The 17038-nt window shown below is 63.9% G+C and carries 19 protein-coding genes; 13 read left to right on the top strand and 6 right to left on the bottom strand.

Going from position 1 to position 17038, the window contains the following annotated elements; translation table 11 throughout:
* Positions 1-46 precede the first annotated feature (46 nt).
* Entirely contained in the window at positions 47-400 is a 354-nt protein-coding gene (locus NKH21_RS04650) for an ArsC family reductase (protein ID WP_352660856.1), read from the top strand.
* Between the two features lie 190 nt (positions 401-590).
* On the opposite strand, the gene NKH21_RS04645 is transcribed toward NKH21_RS04650, so the two are convergent.
* The 3 genes from NKH21_RS04645 to NKH21_RS04635 form a co-directional block, all read right to left on the bottom strand.
* Positions 591-947 carry a DUF488 domain-containing protein gene (locus tag NKH21_RS04645; protein ID WP_352660859.1) on the bottom strand — a complete coding sequence of 119 codons (357 nt, stop codon included), beginning with the start codon at positions 945-947 and terminating at the stop codon, positions 591-593.
* 57 nt (positions 948-1004) lie between these two features.
* Positions 1005-2261 (bottom strand): aminopeptidase, encoded by a 1257-nt coding sequence (locus tag NKH21_RS04640; protein ID WP_352660862.1) that lies wholly within the window; start codon positions 2259-2261, stop codon positions 1005-1007.
* A 79-nt stretch (positions 2262-2340) separates the two neighbouring features.
* Positions 2341-3255 (bottom strand): LysR substrate-binding domain-containing protein, encoded by a 915-nt coding sequence (locus tag NKH21_RS04635; RefSeq protein WP_502903344.1) that lies wholly within the window; start codon positions 3253-3255, stop codon positions 2341-2343.
* Between the two features lie 96 nt (positions 3256-3351).
* Between NKH21_RS04635 and NKH21_RS04630 the strand changes: the two genes are divergently transcribed.
* The 3 genes from NKH21_RS04630 (at position 3352) to sbmA (ending at position 6220) form a co-directional block, all read left to right on the top strand.
* Entirely contained in the window at positions 3352-3549 is a 198-nt protein-coding gene (locus NKH21_RS04630; protein ID WP_352660865.1) for a hypothetical protein, read from the top strand.
* 123 nt (positions 3550-3672) lie between these two features.
* A complete protein-coding gene (locus NKH21_RS04625; RefSeq protein ID WP_352660868.1) occupies positions 3673-4827 on the top strand; it encodes a YbfB/YjiJ family MFS transporter in 1155 nt (384 codons plus the stop codon).
* 115 nt (positions 4828-4942) lie between these two features.
* The gene (gene sbmA / locus NKH21_RS04620) at positions 4943-6220 is read left to right on the top strand and encodes a peptide antibiotic transporter SbmA (protein WP_352863234.1); all 1278 of its coding nucleotides are present in this window, start codon (positions 4943-4945) and stop codon (positions 6218-6220) included.
* 26 nt (positions 6221-6246) lie between these two features.
* Here the strand turns inward: sbmA and NKH21_RS04615 are convergent, their stop codons facing one another.
* A complete protein-coding gene (locus tag NKH21_RS04615) occupies positions 6247-7239 on the bottom strand; it encodes a polysaccharide deacetylase family protein (RefSeq protein WP_352661315.1) in 993 nt (330 codons plus the stop codon).
* Positions 7240-7443: 204 nt separating this feature from the next.
* On the opposite strand from NKH21_RS04615, the gene NKH21_RS04610 reads away from it, so the two are divergent.
* Together NKH21_RS04610 and der are read left to right on the top strand one after the other, a co-directional pair.
* Positions 7444-8109: a tetratricopeptide repeat protein gene (locus NKH21_RS04610; protein ID WP_023674063.1), complete on the top strand. Its 666-nt coding sequence runs from the start codon at positions 7444-7446 to the stop codon at positions 8107-8109.
* Between the two features lie 6 nt (positions 8110-8115).
* Complete coding sequence (gene der / locus NKH21_RS04605; RefSeq protein ID WP_352660874.1) at positions 8116-9549, top strand: ribosome biogenesis GTPase Der; 1434 nt, start codon at positions 8116-8118, stop codon at positions 9547-9549.
* 14 nt (positions 9550-9563) lie between these two features.
* On the opposite strand, the gene NKH21_RS04600 is transcribed toward der, so the two are convergent.
* Positions 9564-10481 (bottom strand): LysR substrate-binding domain-containing protein, encoded by a 918-nt coding sequence (locus NKH21_RS04600; RefSeq protein ID WP_352863231.1) that lies wholly within the window; start codon positions 10479-10481, stop codon positions 9564-9566.
* A gap of 120 nt (positions 10482-10601) precedes the next feature.
* On the opposite strand from NKH21_RS04600, the gene NKH21_RS04595 reads away from it, so the two are divergent.
* The 7 genes from NKH21_RS04595 (at position 10602) to NKH21_RS04565 (ending at position 16152) form a co-directional block, all read left to right on the top strand.
* Positions 10602-11921 carry an MFS transporter gene (locus NKH21_RS04595; protein ID WP_352660880.1) on the top strand — a complete coding sequence of 440 codons (1320 nt, stop codon included), beginning with the start codon at positions 10602-10604 and terminating at the stop codon, positions 11919-11921.
* Between the two features lie 107 nt (positions 11922-12028).
* Positions 12029-13213 carry a cell wall hydrolase gene (locus NKH21_RS04590; protein ID WP_352660883.1) on the top strand — a complete coding sequence of 395 codons (1185 nt, stop codon included), beginning with the start codon at positions 12029-12031 and terminating at the stop codon, positions 13211-13213.
* A 255-nt stretch (positions 13214-13468) separates the two neighbouring features.
* Entirely contained in the window at positions 13469-13867 is a 399-nt protein-coding gene (locus NKH21_RS04585) for an AtpZ/AtpI family protein (protein ID WP_352661318.1), read from the top strand.
* Positions 13868-13937: 70 nt separating this feature from the next.
* On the top strand, positions 13938-14696 hold the full coding sequence (locus NKH21_RS04580) for a F0F1 ATP synthase subunit A (protein ID WP_352660885.1): 759 nt from the start codon (positions 13938-13940) through the stop codon (positions 14694-14696).
* A gap of 66 nt (positions 14697-14762) precedes the next feature.
* Positions 14763-14987, top strand: coding sequence for a F0F1 ATP synthase subunit C (locus tag NKH21_RS04575; protein WP_006206606.1), 225 nt, complete (start codon positions 14763-14765; stop codon positions 14985-14987).
* A gap of 81 nt (positions 14988-15068) precedes the next feature.
* Positions 15069-15650, top strand: a complete 582-nt coding sequence (locus tag NKH21_RS04570) for a F0F1 ATP synthase subunit B (protein ID WP_352469058.1) — start codon at positions 15069-15071, stop codon at positions 15648-15650.
* A gap of 10 nt (positions 15651-15660) precedes the next feature.
* Entirely contained in the window at positions 15661-16152 is a 492-nt protein-coding gene (locus tag NKH21_RS04565) for a F0F1 ATP synthase subunit B (RefSeq protein ID WP_023674071.1), read from the top strand.
* Between the two features lie 58 nt (positions 16153-16210).
* Here the strand turns inward: NKH21_RS04565 and rnhB are convergent, their stop codons facing one another.
* Positions 16211-16906 carry a ribonuclease HII gene (rnhB, locus tag NKH21_RS04560; RefSeq protein WP_352660888.1) on the bottom strand — a complete coding sequence of 232 codons (696 nt, stop codon included), beginning with the start codon at positions 16904-16906 and terminating at the stop codon, positions 16211-16213.
* Between the last annotated feature and the right edge of the window lie 132 nt (positions 16907-17038).

Here is a 17038-nt window from a genome sequence, read left to right as displayed (position 1 = left end):
CGCGGTTTTAGGGTGCCGTCAGATTCGACTGGTCCGAGGACGCGTTTTGACGATTACCATGTACGGCATCACCAATTGCGATACGGTCAAGAAGGCGCGTGTCTGGCTGGCAAGCCACGATGTTGCCTATCGCTTTCACGACTACAGGGCAGACGGGCTTGACGCGGATCGGCTGAACGGCTGGTCAGGCAAGGTCGGCTGGGAAATCCTGCTCAACAAGGCGAGCACGACGTTCCGGGAACTGTTGGAGGAGGACAGACTGGGCCTGGACGAGAAGAAGGCCAAGGCGCTGATGCTGGCCAAACCGACGATGATAAAGCGACCGGTGCTGGAACTGGGCGACAGGATACTGGTTGGCTTCAAGCCTGATGTTTATCAGCAGGCGATCGGTAGGAAGTAGAACCGACCCGCCGCGATCCGTCGCGCCCCCTCTGTCCTGCCGGACATCTCCCCCTCAAGTGGGGAGATTGGACGTCACTTCGGCTTTCGCTAGTCGCCAAAGAAGGGCGCTTTCGGCGAAGCTGCCGATCTTCACCCTCTTGGGGGAGATGGCCGGCAGGCCAGAGGGGGGCGCTGTCCCGCCGGCGTGACTAATTGATCCCCCGCAAATAGCTCGCCAACGCGACCGCATTATTGTGGGCCTCGTCATGGGCGCCGTAGAGCAGCGTCACCTTGCCTTCACGGAGCAAGGCGCGCAGTTCCGCCACGGCCTCGCCGTTCAGGTCGAGCTCATCGCGGTATCGCCGCTGGAACTCCGCCCAGCGCGCCGGCTCATGGCCGAACCGTTTGCGCAACGCGTTGCTTGGCGCGATGTCCTTCAGCCATAGCGTCAGTGCCGCGTCCTCTTTGCGGACGCCGCGCGGCCATATGCGGTCGACGAGCACCCGCTGCCCGTCATCGGGCGCCGGCGGCTCATAGATGCGCTTTACCGCGAGCTCCATTGCCAACTCCGCATGGGCCAGCAGGCGCCGTTGCTTGCTGGCCTTCGCTTAGCGATCCCGGGCCTAAACCCACTCGCCCTTGCGCATCACCGGTACGCGGCTGCCGTCCTTATGGACGCCGTCTATGTCGATCTTGTCCGAGCCGATCATCCAGTCGATGTGGATGAAGCTCTTGTTGCCCCCGCGCGCCGCCATCTCGTCCTGGCTGAGCGAGGCGCCGTCGACGAAGCACTTCGAGTAGCACTGGCCGAGGGCGATGTGGCTGGCGGCGTTCTCGTCGAATAGCGTGTTGAAGAACAAGAGCCCGCTCTTCGCGATCGGCGAGGAGTGCGGCACCAGCGCCACCTCGCCGAGACGGCGTGAGCCTTCATCGGTATCGAGCACCTTGTGCAGTACATCCTCACCTTTCGAGGCCTTTGCCTCGACGATACGGCCCGCCTCGAAACGCACCGCAATGCCGTCGATCAGCGTGCCCTGGTAGGACAGCGGTTTGGTGCTGGTGACATGGCCTTCGACGCGCCTTGCATGCGGCGTGGTGAAAACCTCTTCGGTCGGGATGTTGGGGTTGCAGGTGATGCCGTTCTTGGCGGTCGAGGCGCCGCCCATCCATTCGTGGCCGTCAGCCAGCCCGACGGTCAGGTCGGTGCCGGGGCCGGTGAAATGCAGCGCGTGGAAATTGTGGCCGTTCAGCCATTCGGTGCGGCTCTTCAGCGCCGCATTGTGCGCCGTCCAGTTGCCGATCGGGTCTTCGACGTCCACCCGCGAGGCGGCAAAGATGGCGTCGGCAAGCTTGGCCACGGCGACGTCTTCGGCGTCGTCCGGGAAAACCTGTTTGGCCCAGGCCTGATCGGGATAAGCGACGATGTTCCAGTTGATGTCGAAGCCGGTGATCTTCTCCAGCGCCGGCTGGTAGGCCATCGAATTCGCCTTGTTGGCACGCGCCACCTTTGCCGGGTCCTGAGCCGAAAGCAGCGACGGATCCTCGCCGCGCACGGCAAGCCTCGCCGCATTGTTGGCGAAGGCTTTGGCCATGCCTTCATAGAGCCAGCCGGCGGCGCGGTCGAAACCGGCGTCGGCGCCGTAGCGGAAGCGCGCCAGCGTGATCTCGTCATCGTTGAAGATCGGCGTCACTAGGCCGGCGCCCGCCTTGTAGGCGTGCTCGACGATCCGCCGCGTCAAGGGCAGCGCTGCGATAGACGAGGTCAGCACCAGATCCTGACCCGGTTGCAATTGCAGCCCGACCTTGACGGCGACTTCCGCCAGCCTGTCGAGCTTCACCGGGTCGATGGTTGCGGAAACGCCGCGCGAATGTGTGGTCATGATCCTGCCTGCCGTGATTGGGGACTGTTTCTTACATAGACCGGCGCTACCGACCTTTCCACCGTGATGTGCTGCAGACTCAGCTGGCGCTCTCGAGCGACCTGAACTGCGGCATCGTCGCTTCGATCTCCTCGCGCACCCAGATCTTGAAATCCCTGACCTTGCGGCTTTCGCTCTTGCTGGCCGAGGTCACCAGCCAGTAGCCGAGCCCGCTCTGCGCCCTCACGCCGAACGGTGCGACGAGCCGGCCGTCGGCCAGCGCGTCGGCGGCCAGCAACTGCCAGCCGAGCATCACGCCGTGACCAGCAATCGCCGATTCCAGGCACAGCATCGGATCGGTGAAGCGCGCGCCCTTCATGAAGGTGACCGGCTTCACCCCGGCCGCTTCGAACCAGCTCTCCCAACTGATCATCGATCTTTCGTCGGTGATCGCACAGGTCAAAGCAAGGTCCTCTATCGATTTCAGCTTGCTGGCGATCACCGGTGCACAGACCGGAAATACCTCCTGCGCCAGCAGCAATTCGGCCCGCCCGCCCGGCCATTTGCCGTCGCCGAGCCGGATGGCGACGTCGATGTCCGAACGGTCGAGATCGGCAAGCCGCACCGATGCGTCGATGCGCAGGAGCACATTCGGATGCCGGGCGAAATGCCGCGACAGCCGCGGCAGCAGCCATTTCGAGGCGAAAGCCGGCGCCACCGAAACCACCAGCGTGCACTCCGAGCTTTCGTCGGCAAGCGCTATCGCCTGTGCGAGTTCGCGAAACCCGGCGCTGAGCCGCGCGGTAAAGACGGTGCCGAATTCGGTCGCCACCAGGCCAGCTGGCGTTCGTTCGAACAGGGCCCGGCCGAGCTGCTTTTCGGTCCGGTTGATCTGCTGGCTGACGGCGCTGACCGAGACGTTGAGTTCGCCGGCCGCCGCCGCGAGCGAGCCCAGGCGCGCGACGGCTTCGACGGCGCGCAAGCCGTTGAGATGGACGCGGTTCAGCATAGCCATACAGTTTTTGTAAACTCGAACGGCTGAAATCTCAATTGCCAGACACTGCGGGATGCCGGATTCTAAGTGGGCTACTCAGAGTGAGGAGGCAATCTGATGAAGATTTTGTCATGGCTCGGCGCCTTTTCCCCGATCGGAACGCAGCCGTACCCGCATGACAGCGAGGCCACCAGCTGGGTGACCGATCCGCTGTCGCATCCGGTGCTCGACACCATGTCGGAGCGCGAACTCGCCGACATGCCGTTTAGGCTGACCGCGCGTCGTACCCGCTTCGAGACGGCCTCGACCTGCTGAGTTCCTGAACGAGGATCGTGCTTGGCACCTCAGGTGAGCCGGCCGCCGACGCGGCTGCGCAGCCCTTCTGGCACAATAAAAGGCGGATTGTCTCACCGGCAGGCGCACCTATGGTGCACCGCGATGAACATCGCTTCACCCTTGCGCCCGGCAATCGCCGGCATGATCGCCCTGGCCGTCGCCATGGGTATCGGCCGCTTCGTCTATACGCCGATCTTGCCCGGCATGATGGAAGAGCTCGGCCTGTCGCCGGCCGATGCCGGCTGGATCGCATCGGCCAATTATCTCGGCTACCTCGTCGGCGCGCTTGCCGCCACCGGCGGCTGGGCGCAAGGCCGCGAGCGCCACCTGATGCTGGCCGGCCTTGCCGCCACTGCGACCCTCGCCGGGCTGATGGGCCTGACCGGCACCATGCCCGCCTTTCTCCTCATCCGCTTTCTTGCCGGCCTCGCCAGCGCCTTCGTGCTGGTCTTCATGACCAGCATCGTTTTCGGTCATCTCGCCGCGGCCGGGCGAAGCGACCTGCAGGCGCTGTATTTCGGCGGCGTCGGCCTCGGCATCGCGGCGTCCTCGGCGCTGTTGGCAATCCTCGTCACCGAACATGCCGGCTGGGCGGCGGGCTGGCTGTGGTCGGCGGTGATTTCGGCCGGCGGCTTTGCCGCCGTCGCCCTGCTGGCCGGCGGCACCTCGGCCGCGAACAGCGCCACCGGGAGCGAGCCGGCACTGCCGAAAAACCGCTCGCTGGTGAAGATCATCGTGGCCTACGGCCTGTTCGGCTTCGGCTACATCGTCACGGCAACGTTCCTCGTCGCCATCGTCCGCCAGGGCGGTGGCGGCCGCGTCTTCGAGGCCGTCGTTTGGATGGTCACCGGCCTTGCCGGTTTCCCGTCGGTCTGGCTGTGGCAGAAGCTCGCGGCCAGGATCGGGCTCTATGCCACCTATGCCCTGGGGTGCCTGGTCGAGGTGGTCGGCGTCAGCGCCAGTGTCGTCATGGGCGGGCGCACCGGGCCGCTGCTCGGCGGCCTTCTTGTCGGCGGCACCTTCATCGCCATCACCGCGCTTGGCCTGCAGGCCGGCAGGCAGCTCGCTCCGCAAGCGCGACGCCGGATGCTGGCGGTGATGACGGCCGCCTTCGGCCTCGGCCAGATCATCGGCCCGATCGTCGCCGGGCTGCTTGCGCAGGCCTCGGGAGACTTTTTCCTTGCCTCGATCGTGGCCGCCGCCGTCCTGCTGGCCTCGGGTGCGATCGCCTGGTCGGCTGCGCCAAAATCGCCATGATTATGGTCTTGCTCGGCACCGGGCGTCGGGTAGCGGGCATTTTCTTTCCCACTAATGTGTGACTTTATGCGCGCTGAACCCGCTGATTTGCGCATCGACCGAGGATTTTCGCACAGTGTTTGTATCGTTTTTTCCGCAGCCGAAGCTCTTCTTCTCTTCGGTAGCCGTCTGGAGCCTTGCCGCTATCCTGTTCTGGTTTTTCGGTGGCGAGCAGCTGGGCGCTGTGTTCGGCTTGCCGCCGGCTGCGGCTGATGCACCGCCCGTTATCGGTATCACCGTACTCTGGTCGAACCCGTTTCTGTGGTTCTATCTCTATTTCGCTTTTTGCGTTGCCGTCTTCTATGCATTCTGGAGCTGGTATGCACCGCATCCGTGGCAAAACTGGTCGATATTGATCAGCGCGGTCATCCTGTTCCTCATCTACTTCAATGTGCAGGTCAGTGTAGCGGTCAACGCCTGGTACGGCCCTTTTTATGACTATATCCAGGGACTTATGTCGGGGACTATCAAGTCGACCGCCGGAGAGTTTTATGCCGGACTAGGCAGCTTCGCTTGGCTTGCGCTGGTCGGGATGAACGTGCAGGTGGTCAACGCCTTCATTGTCAGTCACTGGATTTTCCGCTGGCGAACGGCGATGAACAATTACTTCATTGAGAACTGGAGCAGGCTTCGCCACATCGAAGGCGCCTCTCAGCGTATCCAGGAAGATACGATGCGGTTCTCGCAGATCATGGAGGATCTGGGCTCCAGCTTTGTCCAGTCGATCATGACCTTGATTGCATTCCTGCCGGTGATGATTCAACTGCAGAGCCACATTAGCGAATTGCCGATCGTCGGTGCCATCCCGCAGCCATTGGTCTTTGCCGCGCTTGCCTGGTGCCTGTTCGGAACGATTTCGGTCATGGTTGCAGGTCTGAAGCTGCCTGGGTTGCAGTTTCGCAACCAACGTGTCGAGGCTGCCTATCGCAAGGAACTTGTCTACGGCGAGGATCATGCGGACAGGGCCCAACCGGCAACCACTTCGGAGTTGTTCGCCAACGTTCGTCACAACTACTTCAGACTGTATTTTCACTATATCTATTTCAATGTGGTCCGTTACACCTATCTGCAAGCCGACGGTATCTTCTCAATGTTGATCCTGGGGCCGTCCTTTGTGGCTCATAAGATAAGTTTCGGGGCGTTTAGTCAGATTTCCAACGCGTTCGGCCGAGTAACAGGATCGCTCCAGTTCCTGCTCACATCCTGGTCGACCATCGTTGAATTGCAGTCGGTGCACAAACGCCTGCGCGCCTTCGAGGCGACACTGGAAGGGGAACCGCTGCCTGAAATCGACCAGCGCTATCTGGAACGTGAGCAAGCCGGCTTGCGCCCTGAGGACCAGCCGGTAAGCTGATGATGGCGGGCGGCGATCACTTGGGCTCAGCCGCCCACCGCCGCCTGCCGTTCGCCTTGCCGCGAAACATAATCGCGAAAGCTGATACACTCGACTTGTTTCATCACGCAGACCTCGCCGGCAAAGCGTTCGAGCGCGTTCCAGTAGGCGCCGTCGTTCATCAGCGTGAAGTGGAAGCCGAGCTCAAGCGGAATGCGCTTGCTCTGGTATTGCGCATCGAAGGCGGCGCGAAAGGCATCATAGGTCCGCTCAGTGAACTCTTCCGCCATGCTCGGCCGCTCGAAGCCGCCGGAATGCCTGACATAGAGATTGTAATCCATGGCGATCACCCGCCTTGAGTTCGGCCCTTCCGGAATCTGCGGCAGCGAAAAGCGTGTGAGGCCGTTGACGGTCGGCGGCTTGACCGGCCCACTCGAGACGCCGCTTGCGTCGAGCAGGAAACCGGCCGCGGGCAGCGCCTCGTAGAGCGCCTTGTTTGCCGACAGGTAAGGCGCGCGGAACCCGACCACCGACTTGCGCGCGAAATCGCCCCAGCCCTTCGGTTCAGGAGCAATGCCGTTGATCGAATAGGCGTTTTCGAGAATATGCTTGAACGAGCCGAACTCGCTCAGCCAGTCGGCCTTGCTCCAGTCCTTGCCGTCGAAATGGCCGCAGCCATGGCTGCCGATATCGTGGCCTTCCGAGGCAGCGAGGTTGATCTGCTCGAGCCGGTCGGCGACTTCCTGTTTGGAGGCGGCGAAGCCGATATTCGATTTGCCTTCTGTCTTGCCTGGCGCGGTGTATTCCTTGCGTGTCTGCGGCGACAGCAGGAACACGCAGGAGACGAAATAGGTGAAATGCGCACCGGTGCGCTGGGCCAGCGCCCGGCTGCGCTGCCACTGCGAAATGTCCCGGGCACTGTCGAACGAGATGATGACGACCTGTTTCGGCTTTGCCGGCGCCGCCGGCGGGTCGGCAAAAGCCGCGCCGGTAGCAAGCGCGGCAATCGAAAACGCAATAACGCGGGACAAACGGGGCAAAGGCATCTGACCGGATCAAGGAATGTAGAAGCACCGCCTACCGGTGAAATATGGCACGGATACGATCGACCTGTGCGCCCGCCTTTGGCGGCGACTGCCTCGTGAATAGGCGATTTTCCTGCCGAACCCCTTCCATGCCGGCAAAATTTCGCTAAAACGCGGGCTCATCAACCGCCCCGGCCGGGGCATGAATGGTTTTGATCCATGTCGGACGACAGTTTTATCCGCGAAGTCAACGAAGAGATTCGTCGCGACCAGGCGCATGCGCTGTGGGACCGCTTCGGTCCCGCCTTGCTCGTGCTGGCCGTGCTGGTGGTGCTCGGCACTGCTGCCGTCGTCGGCTACCGCTATTGGGACGAGACCCGCGCCAACCGCTCGGGCGATGCTTTTTCGCAGGCGCTCAAGCTCGCCAATGACGGCAAGAACGACGAGGCGCTTGCCGCTCTGGAGGCGTTGGAGAAGGACGGCTACGGCGCCTATCCGCTGCTCGCCCGTATGCGCGCGGCAACCGTCAAGGCGGACAAGGGCGACGTCGACGCCGCCGTCAAGGATTTCGACGAGGTCGCCGCCGACACCAAGATCCCCTCCGGCATTCGCGACATGGCGCGCCTCAGGGCCGCGCTGCTGCTGGTCGATCACGGCTCTTTCGCCGATGTCTCCAGCCGCGTCGAGGCGCTCACCGCCGACACCAACACGCTGCGCCATACGGCGCGCGAAGCGCTTGGCCTTGCCGCCTGGAAGGAAGGCAAGGCGGCGGATGCATTGAAGCTGTTCGACCAGATCGCCGCGGATGACGGCGCCCCGCGCAACACGCGCGAGCGGGCGACTTTGATGTCCGAGCTGATCCGCGGCTCGGGCGGCGTGTCGTGATATTCCATGACCTTCAAAGTCGCCATCATCGGCCGGCCTAACGTCGGCAAATCGACCCTTTTCAATCGGCTGGTGGGAAGGAAGCTGGCGCTTGTCGACGATACGCCGGGCGTCACCCGCGATCGCCGCGTCCATGCCGCAAAACTCTACGATCTGCATTTCGACGTCATCGACACCGCCGGCTTCGAGGATGCGGCCGCCTCGACGCTGCCCGGCCGCATGCGCGCCCAGACCGAGATCGCGATCCGCGAGGCCGACCTGATCTTTTTCACAATCGATGCCAAGTCCGGGCTGATGCCCGACGACAAGACCTTCGCCGAGATCGTGCGCAAGTCCGGCAAGCCAGTTGTCGTCGTCGCCAACAAGGCCGAGGCGCGGGGCGCCCAGGGCGGCATGCTGGAGGCCTGGGAGCTCGGCCTTGGCGAGCCGATCCCGGTCTCGGCCGAACACGGCCAGGGCCTGCCTGATTTGCGCGACGCGGTGATCGCGGCACTGGGCGAGGCGCGCGCCTTCGGCGAGGACGAAGAGGCCGGCGAGGAGGAGGTCGCCGCCAGCGAGGTGCTGATCGGCGAAGACATCACCGACCCGGACGCAGAGCCGAGCTATGACGACACCAAGCCGATGCGCATCGCCGTCGTCGGCCGCCCCAACGCCGGCAAGTCGACGCTGATCAACGCGCTGATCGGCGAGGAGCGGCTGTTGACCGGCCCCGAGGCCGGCATCACCCGCGATTCCATCTCGGTCGACTGGGACTGGCATGGACGCCGGTTAAAGCTGTTCGACACCGCCGGCATGCGCCGCAAGGCCAGGATCCACGAAAAGCTCGAAGTCATGTCGGTGCAGGACGGCTTGCGCGCCATCCGCTTTGCCGAAATCGTCATCATTGTGCTCGACGCCACCATTCCCTTCGAGAAGCAGGATCTGCAGATTGCCGACCTGATCATCCGCGAGGGCCGTGCCCCGGTGATCGCCTTCAACAAATGGGACCTTATCGACCATCCCCAGGAGTTGCTGGCCGAGCTGCGCGAAAAAACCGAGCGGCTGTTGCCGCAGGCGCGCGGCATGCAGGCGGTGCCGGTCTCGGCCGAGACCGGGCGTGGCCTCGACAAGCTGATGGATGCTGTCATCAGGACGCATCGAGTTTGGAACAGCCGTGTCTCGACCGGCAAGCTCAACCGCTGGCTGGAAGGCATCCTGGCGCATCATCCGCCGCCCGCCGTCGCCGGACGCCGGCTGAAGATCAAATATGTCACGCAGGCCAAGACGCGCCCGCCCGGCTTCGTCGTCTCCTGCTCACGGCCGGATGCGATGCCGCAATCCTACGTCCGCTATCTCTCGAACAGCCTGCGCGAGGCTTTCGACATGCCAGGCGTGCCGATCCGTATCGCCTTGCGCACCTCGGACAACCCTTTCGCCGGCAGGGCAAAGAAGCGCCGCTGAGCGCCACTTCTCCTCTACGCCACGTTGCGCAGAACAGGCGCTGTTTGCGTCTCCGGCAACGCTTCCAGCGCCGCCTGCAGCAGGATGTCGCCAAGCCGCGCCGCTACCGGGTCGAGCTCGGCCTCCTTGCGATGCAGGAACAGCGCCATCTTGGGCAAGGCGGGCAGCCCGGCGATCTCCGGCGTCATCGCCCTGACGCTGGCCGGCAGGCCGATATCGGTGCGGATCGTCAGTCCGAGCCCGGCGGCAACGGCTGCCCAGATACCGCCAAGGCTCGGACTGGAGAAGGCCATCCGCCATGCCAGGCCGGCGCGGTCGAGCGTTTCGGTCGCCACGCTACGCAGCAGGCACGGCGCTTCGAGCGCCACCAGCGGCAACGGCTCGCCATCGCCCAGGCTGGTCTCGATCTGTTTTGCCGGGCCGATCCAGCGCATCTGGACGTCGGCGACATGCCGGCTGTAGGGCAGCGTCGCGCCATTGTGCCAGGCAAGCGCGATATCGAGGCTGCCCGACATGATCCTTTCGGCAAGCTCATGGCTGCGTGCGATCCTGGCCTCGATCTTGACCTTGGGATGGGCGCGGGCGAAGCGCCCGAGCACCTCCGGTAGCACCGCCTCGCCGAAATCCTCCTGTAGCCCAAGCCGCACCCAACCCTCCAGCTCGACATCGTGGATGGCGGAGGCGGCCTCGTCATTGAGCTCGATCAGCCGCCGCGCGTAGGCAAGCATGGTCTCGCCCGCGTCCGTCAGCGCCAGGCCGCGCCCCGATTTGCGGAAGATCGGCGTCGTCGCCTGCTCCTCCAGCTTCTTCAATTGCGCACTGATTGCCGAGGTCGAGCGGCCGAGCCGGTCGGCGGCCTTGGCGAAGCTGCCCAGCTCCATGCCGGTGACGAAGCTGCGCAGGACGTCGAGATCGAATGTCACGCGTCGCATGGAAATAATCCTGATATTTGGGACATTACATCCAAAACTTCCTGATATTCAGTACGAAGCTATGGCGGTAGAGACAGCGCGTCAAGACCGAATGCAGCCGACCCATGCAGGAGCTGAACCATGTCCGCTATCGCCACACGAGCAGATTGCAAACCGTTTCGCCCGGCCGCCGTTGCCGCCCCGTCAGAAGCGGCGGCACGTCGAGCCACCCATCGCTGGAAGGTGCTGGGCATCGGCGTCGCCGCCAATGCGTGCTTTTCCGCGACCTTCTCCGGCATTCCGGCGACGGCGGTGTTCCTGCGCTCGGGCTATCAGCTCTCCAATGGCGAACTCGGCCTGGCGCTTGGCCTTCTCGGCCTGGGCGTGGCGCTGAGCGAATTGCCGTGGGGACTGCTGACCGATCGCTGGGGCGACCGCCGCGTGCTGCTGACAGGGCTCGGCGCAACCGCGGTTTGGCTGCTTGTCATGGCCGCGCTGGTCGTGCCGTCACCGGCCCACATTCCCGGCATCGCGCTTCTCGCCGCTGCCCTGCTGGTCACCGGATTGCTCGGCGGCAGCGTCAACGGCTCCAGCGGCCGCGCCATCATGGCCTGGTTCGGCGAAGGCGAGCGCGGCTTTGCCATGAGCATCAGGCAGACGGCGGTGCCGCTTGGCGGCGGGCTTGGCGCGCTCGTGCTGCCATCGCTCGCTTCAGCCCATGGCTTCACGGCGGTCTTCGGACTTCTGGCGGCTGCATCCGCCGTCTCGACCTCGCTCGCCTGGCGCTGGCTGCATCAGCCGCCGGCGCATGACGATGCCAATTCGGCCGGCACGGCATCGCCGGCCGGCCCGGCGCCGCTGCGCAACCCGGCCGTCTGGCGCATCGCAACAGCCATCGGCCTGCTGTGCTTTCCGCAGGTGGCGGTGCTCACCTTTGCTTCCGTCTTCCTGCATGATTTCGCCGGCATGGGAACAGCCGTGATCAGCGCCAGCCTCGCTGCCGTGCAGGTCGGCGCCATGGTCATGCGCGTCTGGAGCGGCCGCTACACCGACCGTCATGGCAACCGCCGGCCGTTCCTGCGTCTGTGCAGCATGCTGAGCGTGGCCGCCTTCACCGTGCTTGCGGCGCTCGTCTTGTTTTCGGCCCAATTCTTGTCAGGCCAAGCGCCGATGCTTTCGCCGGCGATCGTTGCGGTGCTGGTCGTGGCCGGCATCTGCGTCTCCTCCTGGCACGGCGTTGCCTACACCGAGCTTGCGACGCTGGCCGGCGCGAGCCAGGCCGGAACGGCGCTCGGCCTTGCCAACAGTCTGGTTTTCATTGCCTTCTTCCTGGTGCCGATCGCCATTCCGGGGCTTCTCGTGCTCTGCTCATGGGCAGGCGTCTGGCTGGGTGCGGCTATTTGCGCGCTGGTCGCCTGGCCGATCTTTCTTCCGTCAAGCGATGGCCGCAAAAGCGCCTGACTTCGACACGAGATGGGAAAACAACGTTCTAAGCTGTTAACGCCCCATCAAGGTTAATGCATCATTGTAGCTCTCCAGTGGGGTCCGTCGCGTTTCTGGAGAGTTCCGTGCATCGACGTGTTTTGACGCGGCTTGTCGCCGCCGCCGGTGAGAAAAAGCGTTCCTTTCTGTCTCCGCTCGTTATTGGCCTTGGTATCTGGATCGGCTTCCCGAGTGTCGTTGCCTATCAGGACATGACCAGCCTGGTCTCCGGCCTGGAGGCGCCGAGCGTCCGCTGGAACGCCTATGTCGAGAAATCCGTCGCCGGCTCGGTTCACGCCGCCGAAATGCCCTTCCTCGATTCAAGCAGCACCGGCTCGCTCTCCGGCTCCGGTGTCCAACTGCCCGGCATCGGCGCCGTTTCGTTTCGCGGCAAGGGCAGCATCGCCGGCACGACGCCGGACGAGGACCGCATCATGCGCGCCGACAAGAAGGGCCGCATCATTCAGGTCTCGCCTGTCTCGCCGCCGAAGAACTTCAACGCCGGCTCGATCTTCGAGCGCACCTCTTCGCTGCTCCGCCCAAGCATGGACAGCGGCCTGAGGATGGCCTTCGCCAAGCCCGAGATCAAAGGCAAGGAAATCCAGATCGCCGCCGCCTTCCACGCGCGCGTCGACAAGAAGCCGGATCCCGGCGTGCCGGCGATGCTTGCCGCGCTGGTCAACAACGATCATCCCGACGTGCTGGCGACCGCCTATGCATCGTCCGCTCCCGATTACGCGCAGGCATCGCCGTTTGAGGCCTTGCTGCAGGACGAGGACCCGAACGATGGCCGGTTCATTCCGCCGCTGAGCAAGGGCGATCATTCTTGGATGCAGACGCCGCTGCCGGCGAGCGTCTTTTCCAAGCCGGAGCAGGCCTGCCTCGCCAAGGGCATCTATTTCGAGGCGCGCGGCGAATCCGTGCGTGGCCAGGCCGCCGTCGCCCAGGTCATCCTCAACCGGGTCCGCAACCCGGCCTATCCGAACTCGATCTGCGGCGTCGTCTACCAGAACGACAACTGGTTCAATCGCTGCCAGTTTTCCTTTGCCTGCGACGGCAGGAAGAAGCGCATCGACAACCCCGCCGCCTACCAGACCGCACAGGATGTCGCCATGGCCGTCACAGCCGGCAAGATCTTCATTCCGGAAGTCGGCTCGTCGACCCATTATTACGCCAACTACGTCCATCCGGGCTGGGCGAGGACGATGCAGAAAATGACCAGGATCGGCCTGCACATCTTCTACCGTACCTATGGCGGCGGCTGGAGCTGAGTGCTCGGGCAGCCGTTGCGTCTTTCGCGGGAGAGCGGCCGATCGAAGACCCATCGCCGCGGGGATTCGGCCGCGGCCCGCCAGAGACTGTGTCGGGCACGATGTCGCACCCGGGCAAGTAGCTGATTTATAACGGAAAAATACTTGAGCTTGAACGTCGGCCCGTGGCTTGACGGGCGCGGACCCTCTAACTATGTTGCCGGCGACTTTAAGAAGCGGACGGACGGTGACGGTCTGACCGGGCAGGGGGGTTGCGTGGCCGACAAGAATGGGCCAGACGGAACCGGCAAAACCGGTCGCGGCAAGCAGCATGAAGCCGACATCCGCGACGACGATCTTGAGCGCCGCCGGCGCGACCTTGAAGCATCGCTTGCGACAAGGCGGCCGGATCGGCTCGAGGGGAAAGACGACGCGAAAGCGGGCAGTGTGGCCGGGTACGGCCAGGCGCTCAAGCTGTCCAGCGAGTTCATCGCCGGGATAGTGGTCGGGGCTGGCATCGGCTGGGTCATTGACCGTGTGGCGGGGACAACGCCATGGGGTCTGATCGTTTTTTTGCTGCTGGGTTTTGGCGCCGGCGTGCTCAATGTCATGCGCTCAGCAGGGCTTATGGCAGAGTTCGGACGAAGCGAGAAATCGCGCGATCCGAAGGAATGAATTAAGGCGCACTCACTGGGCGCGATGAACGGATAGTAGAGTCGCGTGCGGCTTCGATGGGGATTTAAAAGTGGCTGCTGACAAGGTCGATCCAATCCACCAGTTCCAGATCCATCCGCTTATTCCGATTCACATCGGCGGTTACGACCTGTCCTTCACCAATTCGGCGCTGTTCATGCTGGCGACGGTTGCTGTGGCGGCGGCGTTTCTCTACCTCAGCACATCGAGCCGCAGCCTCGTTCCCGGCCGCCTACAGTCGGTCTCGGAAATGGCCTATGAATTCGTCGGCAATATGCTGAGGGACGCTGCGGGCACCCAGGGCATGAAGTTCTTCCCCTTCGTGTTCTCGCTGTTCATGTTCGTGCTTGTCGCCAACCTGCTTGGCCTGTTCCCGTATTTCTTCACCGTCACCAGCCATATTATCGTGACCTTCGGCCTCGCCGCGCTGGTGATCGGAACGGTTGTCGTCTACGGCTTCACCAAGCACGGCCTTGGCTTCCTGAAGCTGTTCGTCCCGCATGGCGTGCCGGTCTACCTGCTGCCGCTGGTGGTGCTTATCGAGGTGATTTCCTTCGTCTCGCGCCCGGTCAGCCTCTCGGTTCGTCTGTTCGCCAACATGCTCGCCGGTCACATCACGCTGAAAGTGTTCTCGGGCTTTGTCGTCAGCCTGAGCGCGCTCGGCGCGGTCGGCGTAGCGGGCTCGGTTCTGCCGCTGGCGATGGCCGTGGCGCTGACTGCGCTGGAGCTGCTGGTCGCGTTCCTGCAGGCCTACGTCTTTGCCGTGCTGACCTGCATGTATCTCAACGACGCCCTGCATCCCGGGCACTGACAAGGTTTCCGGCATTGCCGCCGGATGGAATCGCAACGGAATTTTAGATCCAAAGGAGTTGAATAAATGGACGCAGAAGCAGCAAAGTACATTGGCGCCGGCATCGCATGCCTCGGCATGGGCGGCGCGGGCATTGGCCTCGGCAACATCTTCGGCAGCTATCTGGCGGGCGCGCTGCGCAACCCGTCGGCCGCCGACGGCCAGTTCGGCCGCCTGATTTTCGGCTTCGCCGTGACCGAAGCGCTTGGTATTTTCTCGCTTCTCATCGCGCTTCTCGCCCTGTTCGGCTGAATACTTGTTCGGCTGAACATTGGGAAGAATTGAACAGGCCGGCCGCGATCCTGCGGCGGGTCTGAATTTCGGGGATAGTCCATGTTTGTGACATCTGCCTTTGCGCAAGAGTCCGCGCCCGCCGCAACGGAAGGCGAAACGCACGCCGCCACCGGCGTGCCTGCCGAGGCGCATGGCACGTTCCCGCCATTCAATCCGGCGACGTACCCGTCACAGCTGCTGTGGCTGGCAATCACTTTCGGGCTGTTCTACCTCTTCTTGAAACGGGTAGTGATGCCGCGCGTCGGCGGCATCATCGACGTTCGCAACGACCGCATCACGCAGGATCTCGATCATGCTGCCCGGCTGAAAAGCGAGGCCGATGCCGCCGTTGCCGCCTATGAGCAGGAATTGGCGGAAGCCAAGGGCAAGGCCAATGCGATCGGCCAGCAGGCCAACGATGCGGCTAAGGCGGAAGCCGAAGCTGCCCGCAAGACGATCGAGGCAGCGCTTGACCAGAAGCTTGGCGAGGCCGAGGCGCGCATATCTTCCATCAAGGCCAATGCCATGAAGGAAGTCGGCACCATCGCCGAGGACACCGCTTCGGCCATCGTCGAGGCGCTTGTCGGCGGCAAGGCCAGCAAGGCCGAAATCGCGGCCGCGGTCAAATCCGTGGCCGGGTGAGGAGCGCATCATGGACGCCACATCTCTCGCGACGCTTTGGGCAACCGTTGCCCTCGTAATCTTCCTCGGCATTGCCATCTACATCAAGGTGCCGGGCATGATCGCCAAGGCGCTCGATGCGCGGGCCGACAAGATCAGCTCCGAGCTCGAGGAAGCGCGCCGGTTGCGCGAAGAGGCCCAGCAGCTGCTCGGCCAATACCAGCGCAAGCGCAAGGAAGCCGAGCAGGAGGCCGCGGCCATCGTCGCCGCCGCCAAGCGCGAAGCCGACATGCTTGCCGCCGAGGCGCACAAGAAGACCGAGGACTATGTCGCCCGGCGTACCGCCTTGGCCGAGCAGAAGATCGGCCAGGCCGAGCGCGAAGCAATTGGCGAAGTGCGCGCCAGCGCCGTCGACATCGCGGTCGAAGCCGCGCGCGCGCTGCTGGCCGGCAAGATCGACGCCAAGGCCGGCGCCGATCTGTTCAACGCCTCGCTGCAGGATTTGAAGTCGAAGCTGAACTGAACGGAGCGTAATCTCCCCCTCGAGGGGGGAGATACGCGCCTAGCCGCTTTCGCCAATCTCAATCCAGGTCCGAAAAACCCTCTTCCTCCAGCACCTCGGTGCCGCCGAACCGGAACGGCGCGAAGGAGGCGCGGTGTAGCCGTGCCACTGGCCCGTGCAGATCGATCGCCGTCCGATGGCGGACGGTGGCGTAGCCCATATGCAGTTCGAAGCCGTAACGCGCATGATGGCTGCCGCAGCCGCACATCATGCGGTCGCGCAACACCTTGGCGACGATCGAGGCTGCGGCTATCGACTGCGAGCGCTGGTCGCCCTTGATCAGGGCTTTGCCCTCGCAGGGCAGGCCGGGCGGCACGTCGCGGCCGTCGGCCAGCGCCAGCTTCGGCCGGATCGACAGGCCGGCCACGGCACGGCGCATCGCCTCCAGGCTGGCCTTGAGGATGTTGGAGGCATCAATGCCTTCGGCGCTGACCGAGGCCATCGATACGGCGAGTGCGGAGCCGAGGATTTTCAGGAACAGCGCCTCGCGCTGCAAATGCGTCAGCCGCTTGGAATCATCGAGGCCGTCGGGGATGTTGGCGGGATCGAGAACGACCGCTGCCGCCACGACCGGCCCGGCGAGCGGGCCGCGGCCGGCCTCGTCCGTTCCCGCCACCGGCCACAGGCCTTCGGCCATCGCCTTCGTCTCGAAGGAGAAGTCGGGTCTCTCGACGATTTCGAAGAGAAGCGGAGAATCGGAACGCGGGCGAGCCATGGTGCGGCGAGGTTCGCATCGGCTCCGATTCTCCGCAAGTCCCTCCGGGTCGGGCGGGGCACCGGACCTGGAGGGGCTACCGTCGGAAGCCCGGGGACAGGACAGGCCGGACGGGATTTTTTCGCCTGCTGC

Source organism: Mesorhizobium sp. M1329 (assembly GCF_040318035.1).
Taxonomy (GTDB): Bacteria; Pseudomonadota; Alphaproteobacteria; order Rhizobiales; family Rhizobiaceae; genus Mesorhizobium.
This window is presented reverse-complemented; position numbering and strand designations above follow the sequence as displayed.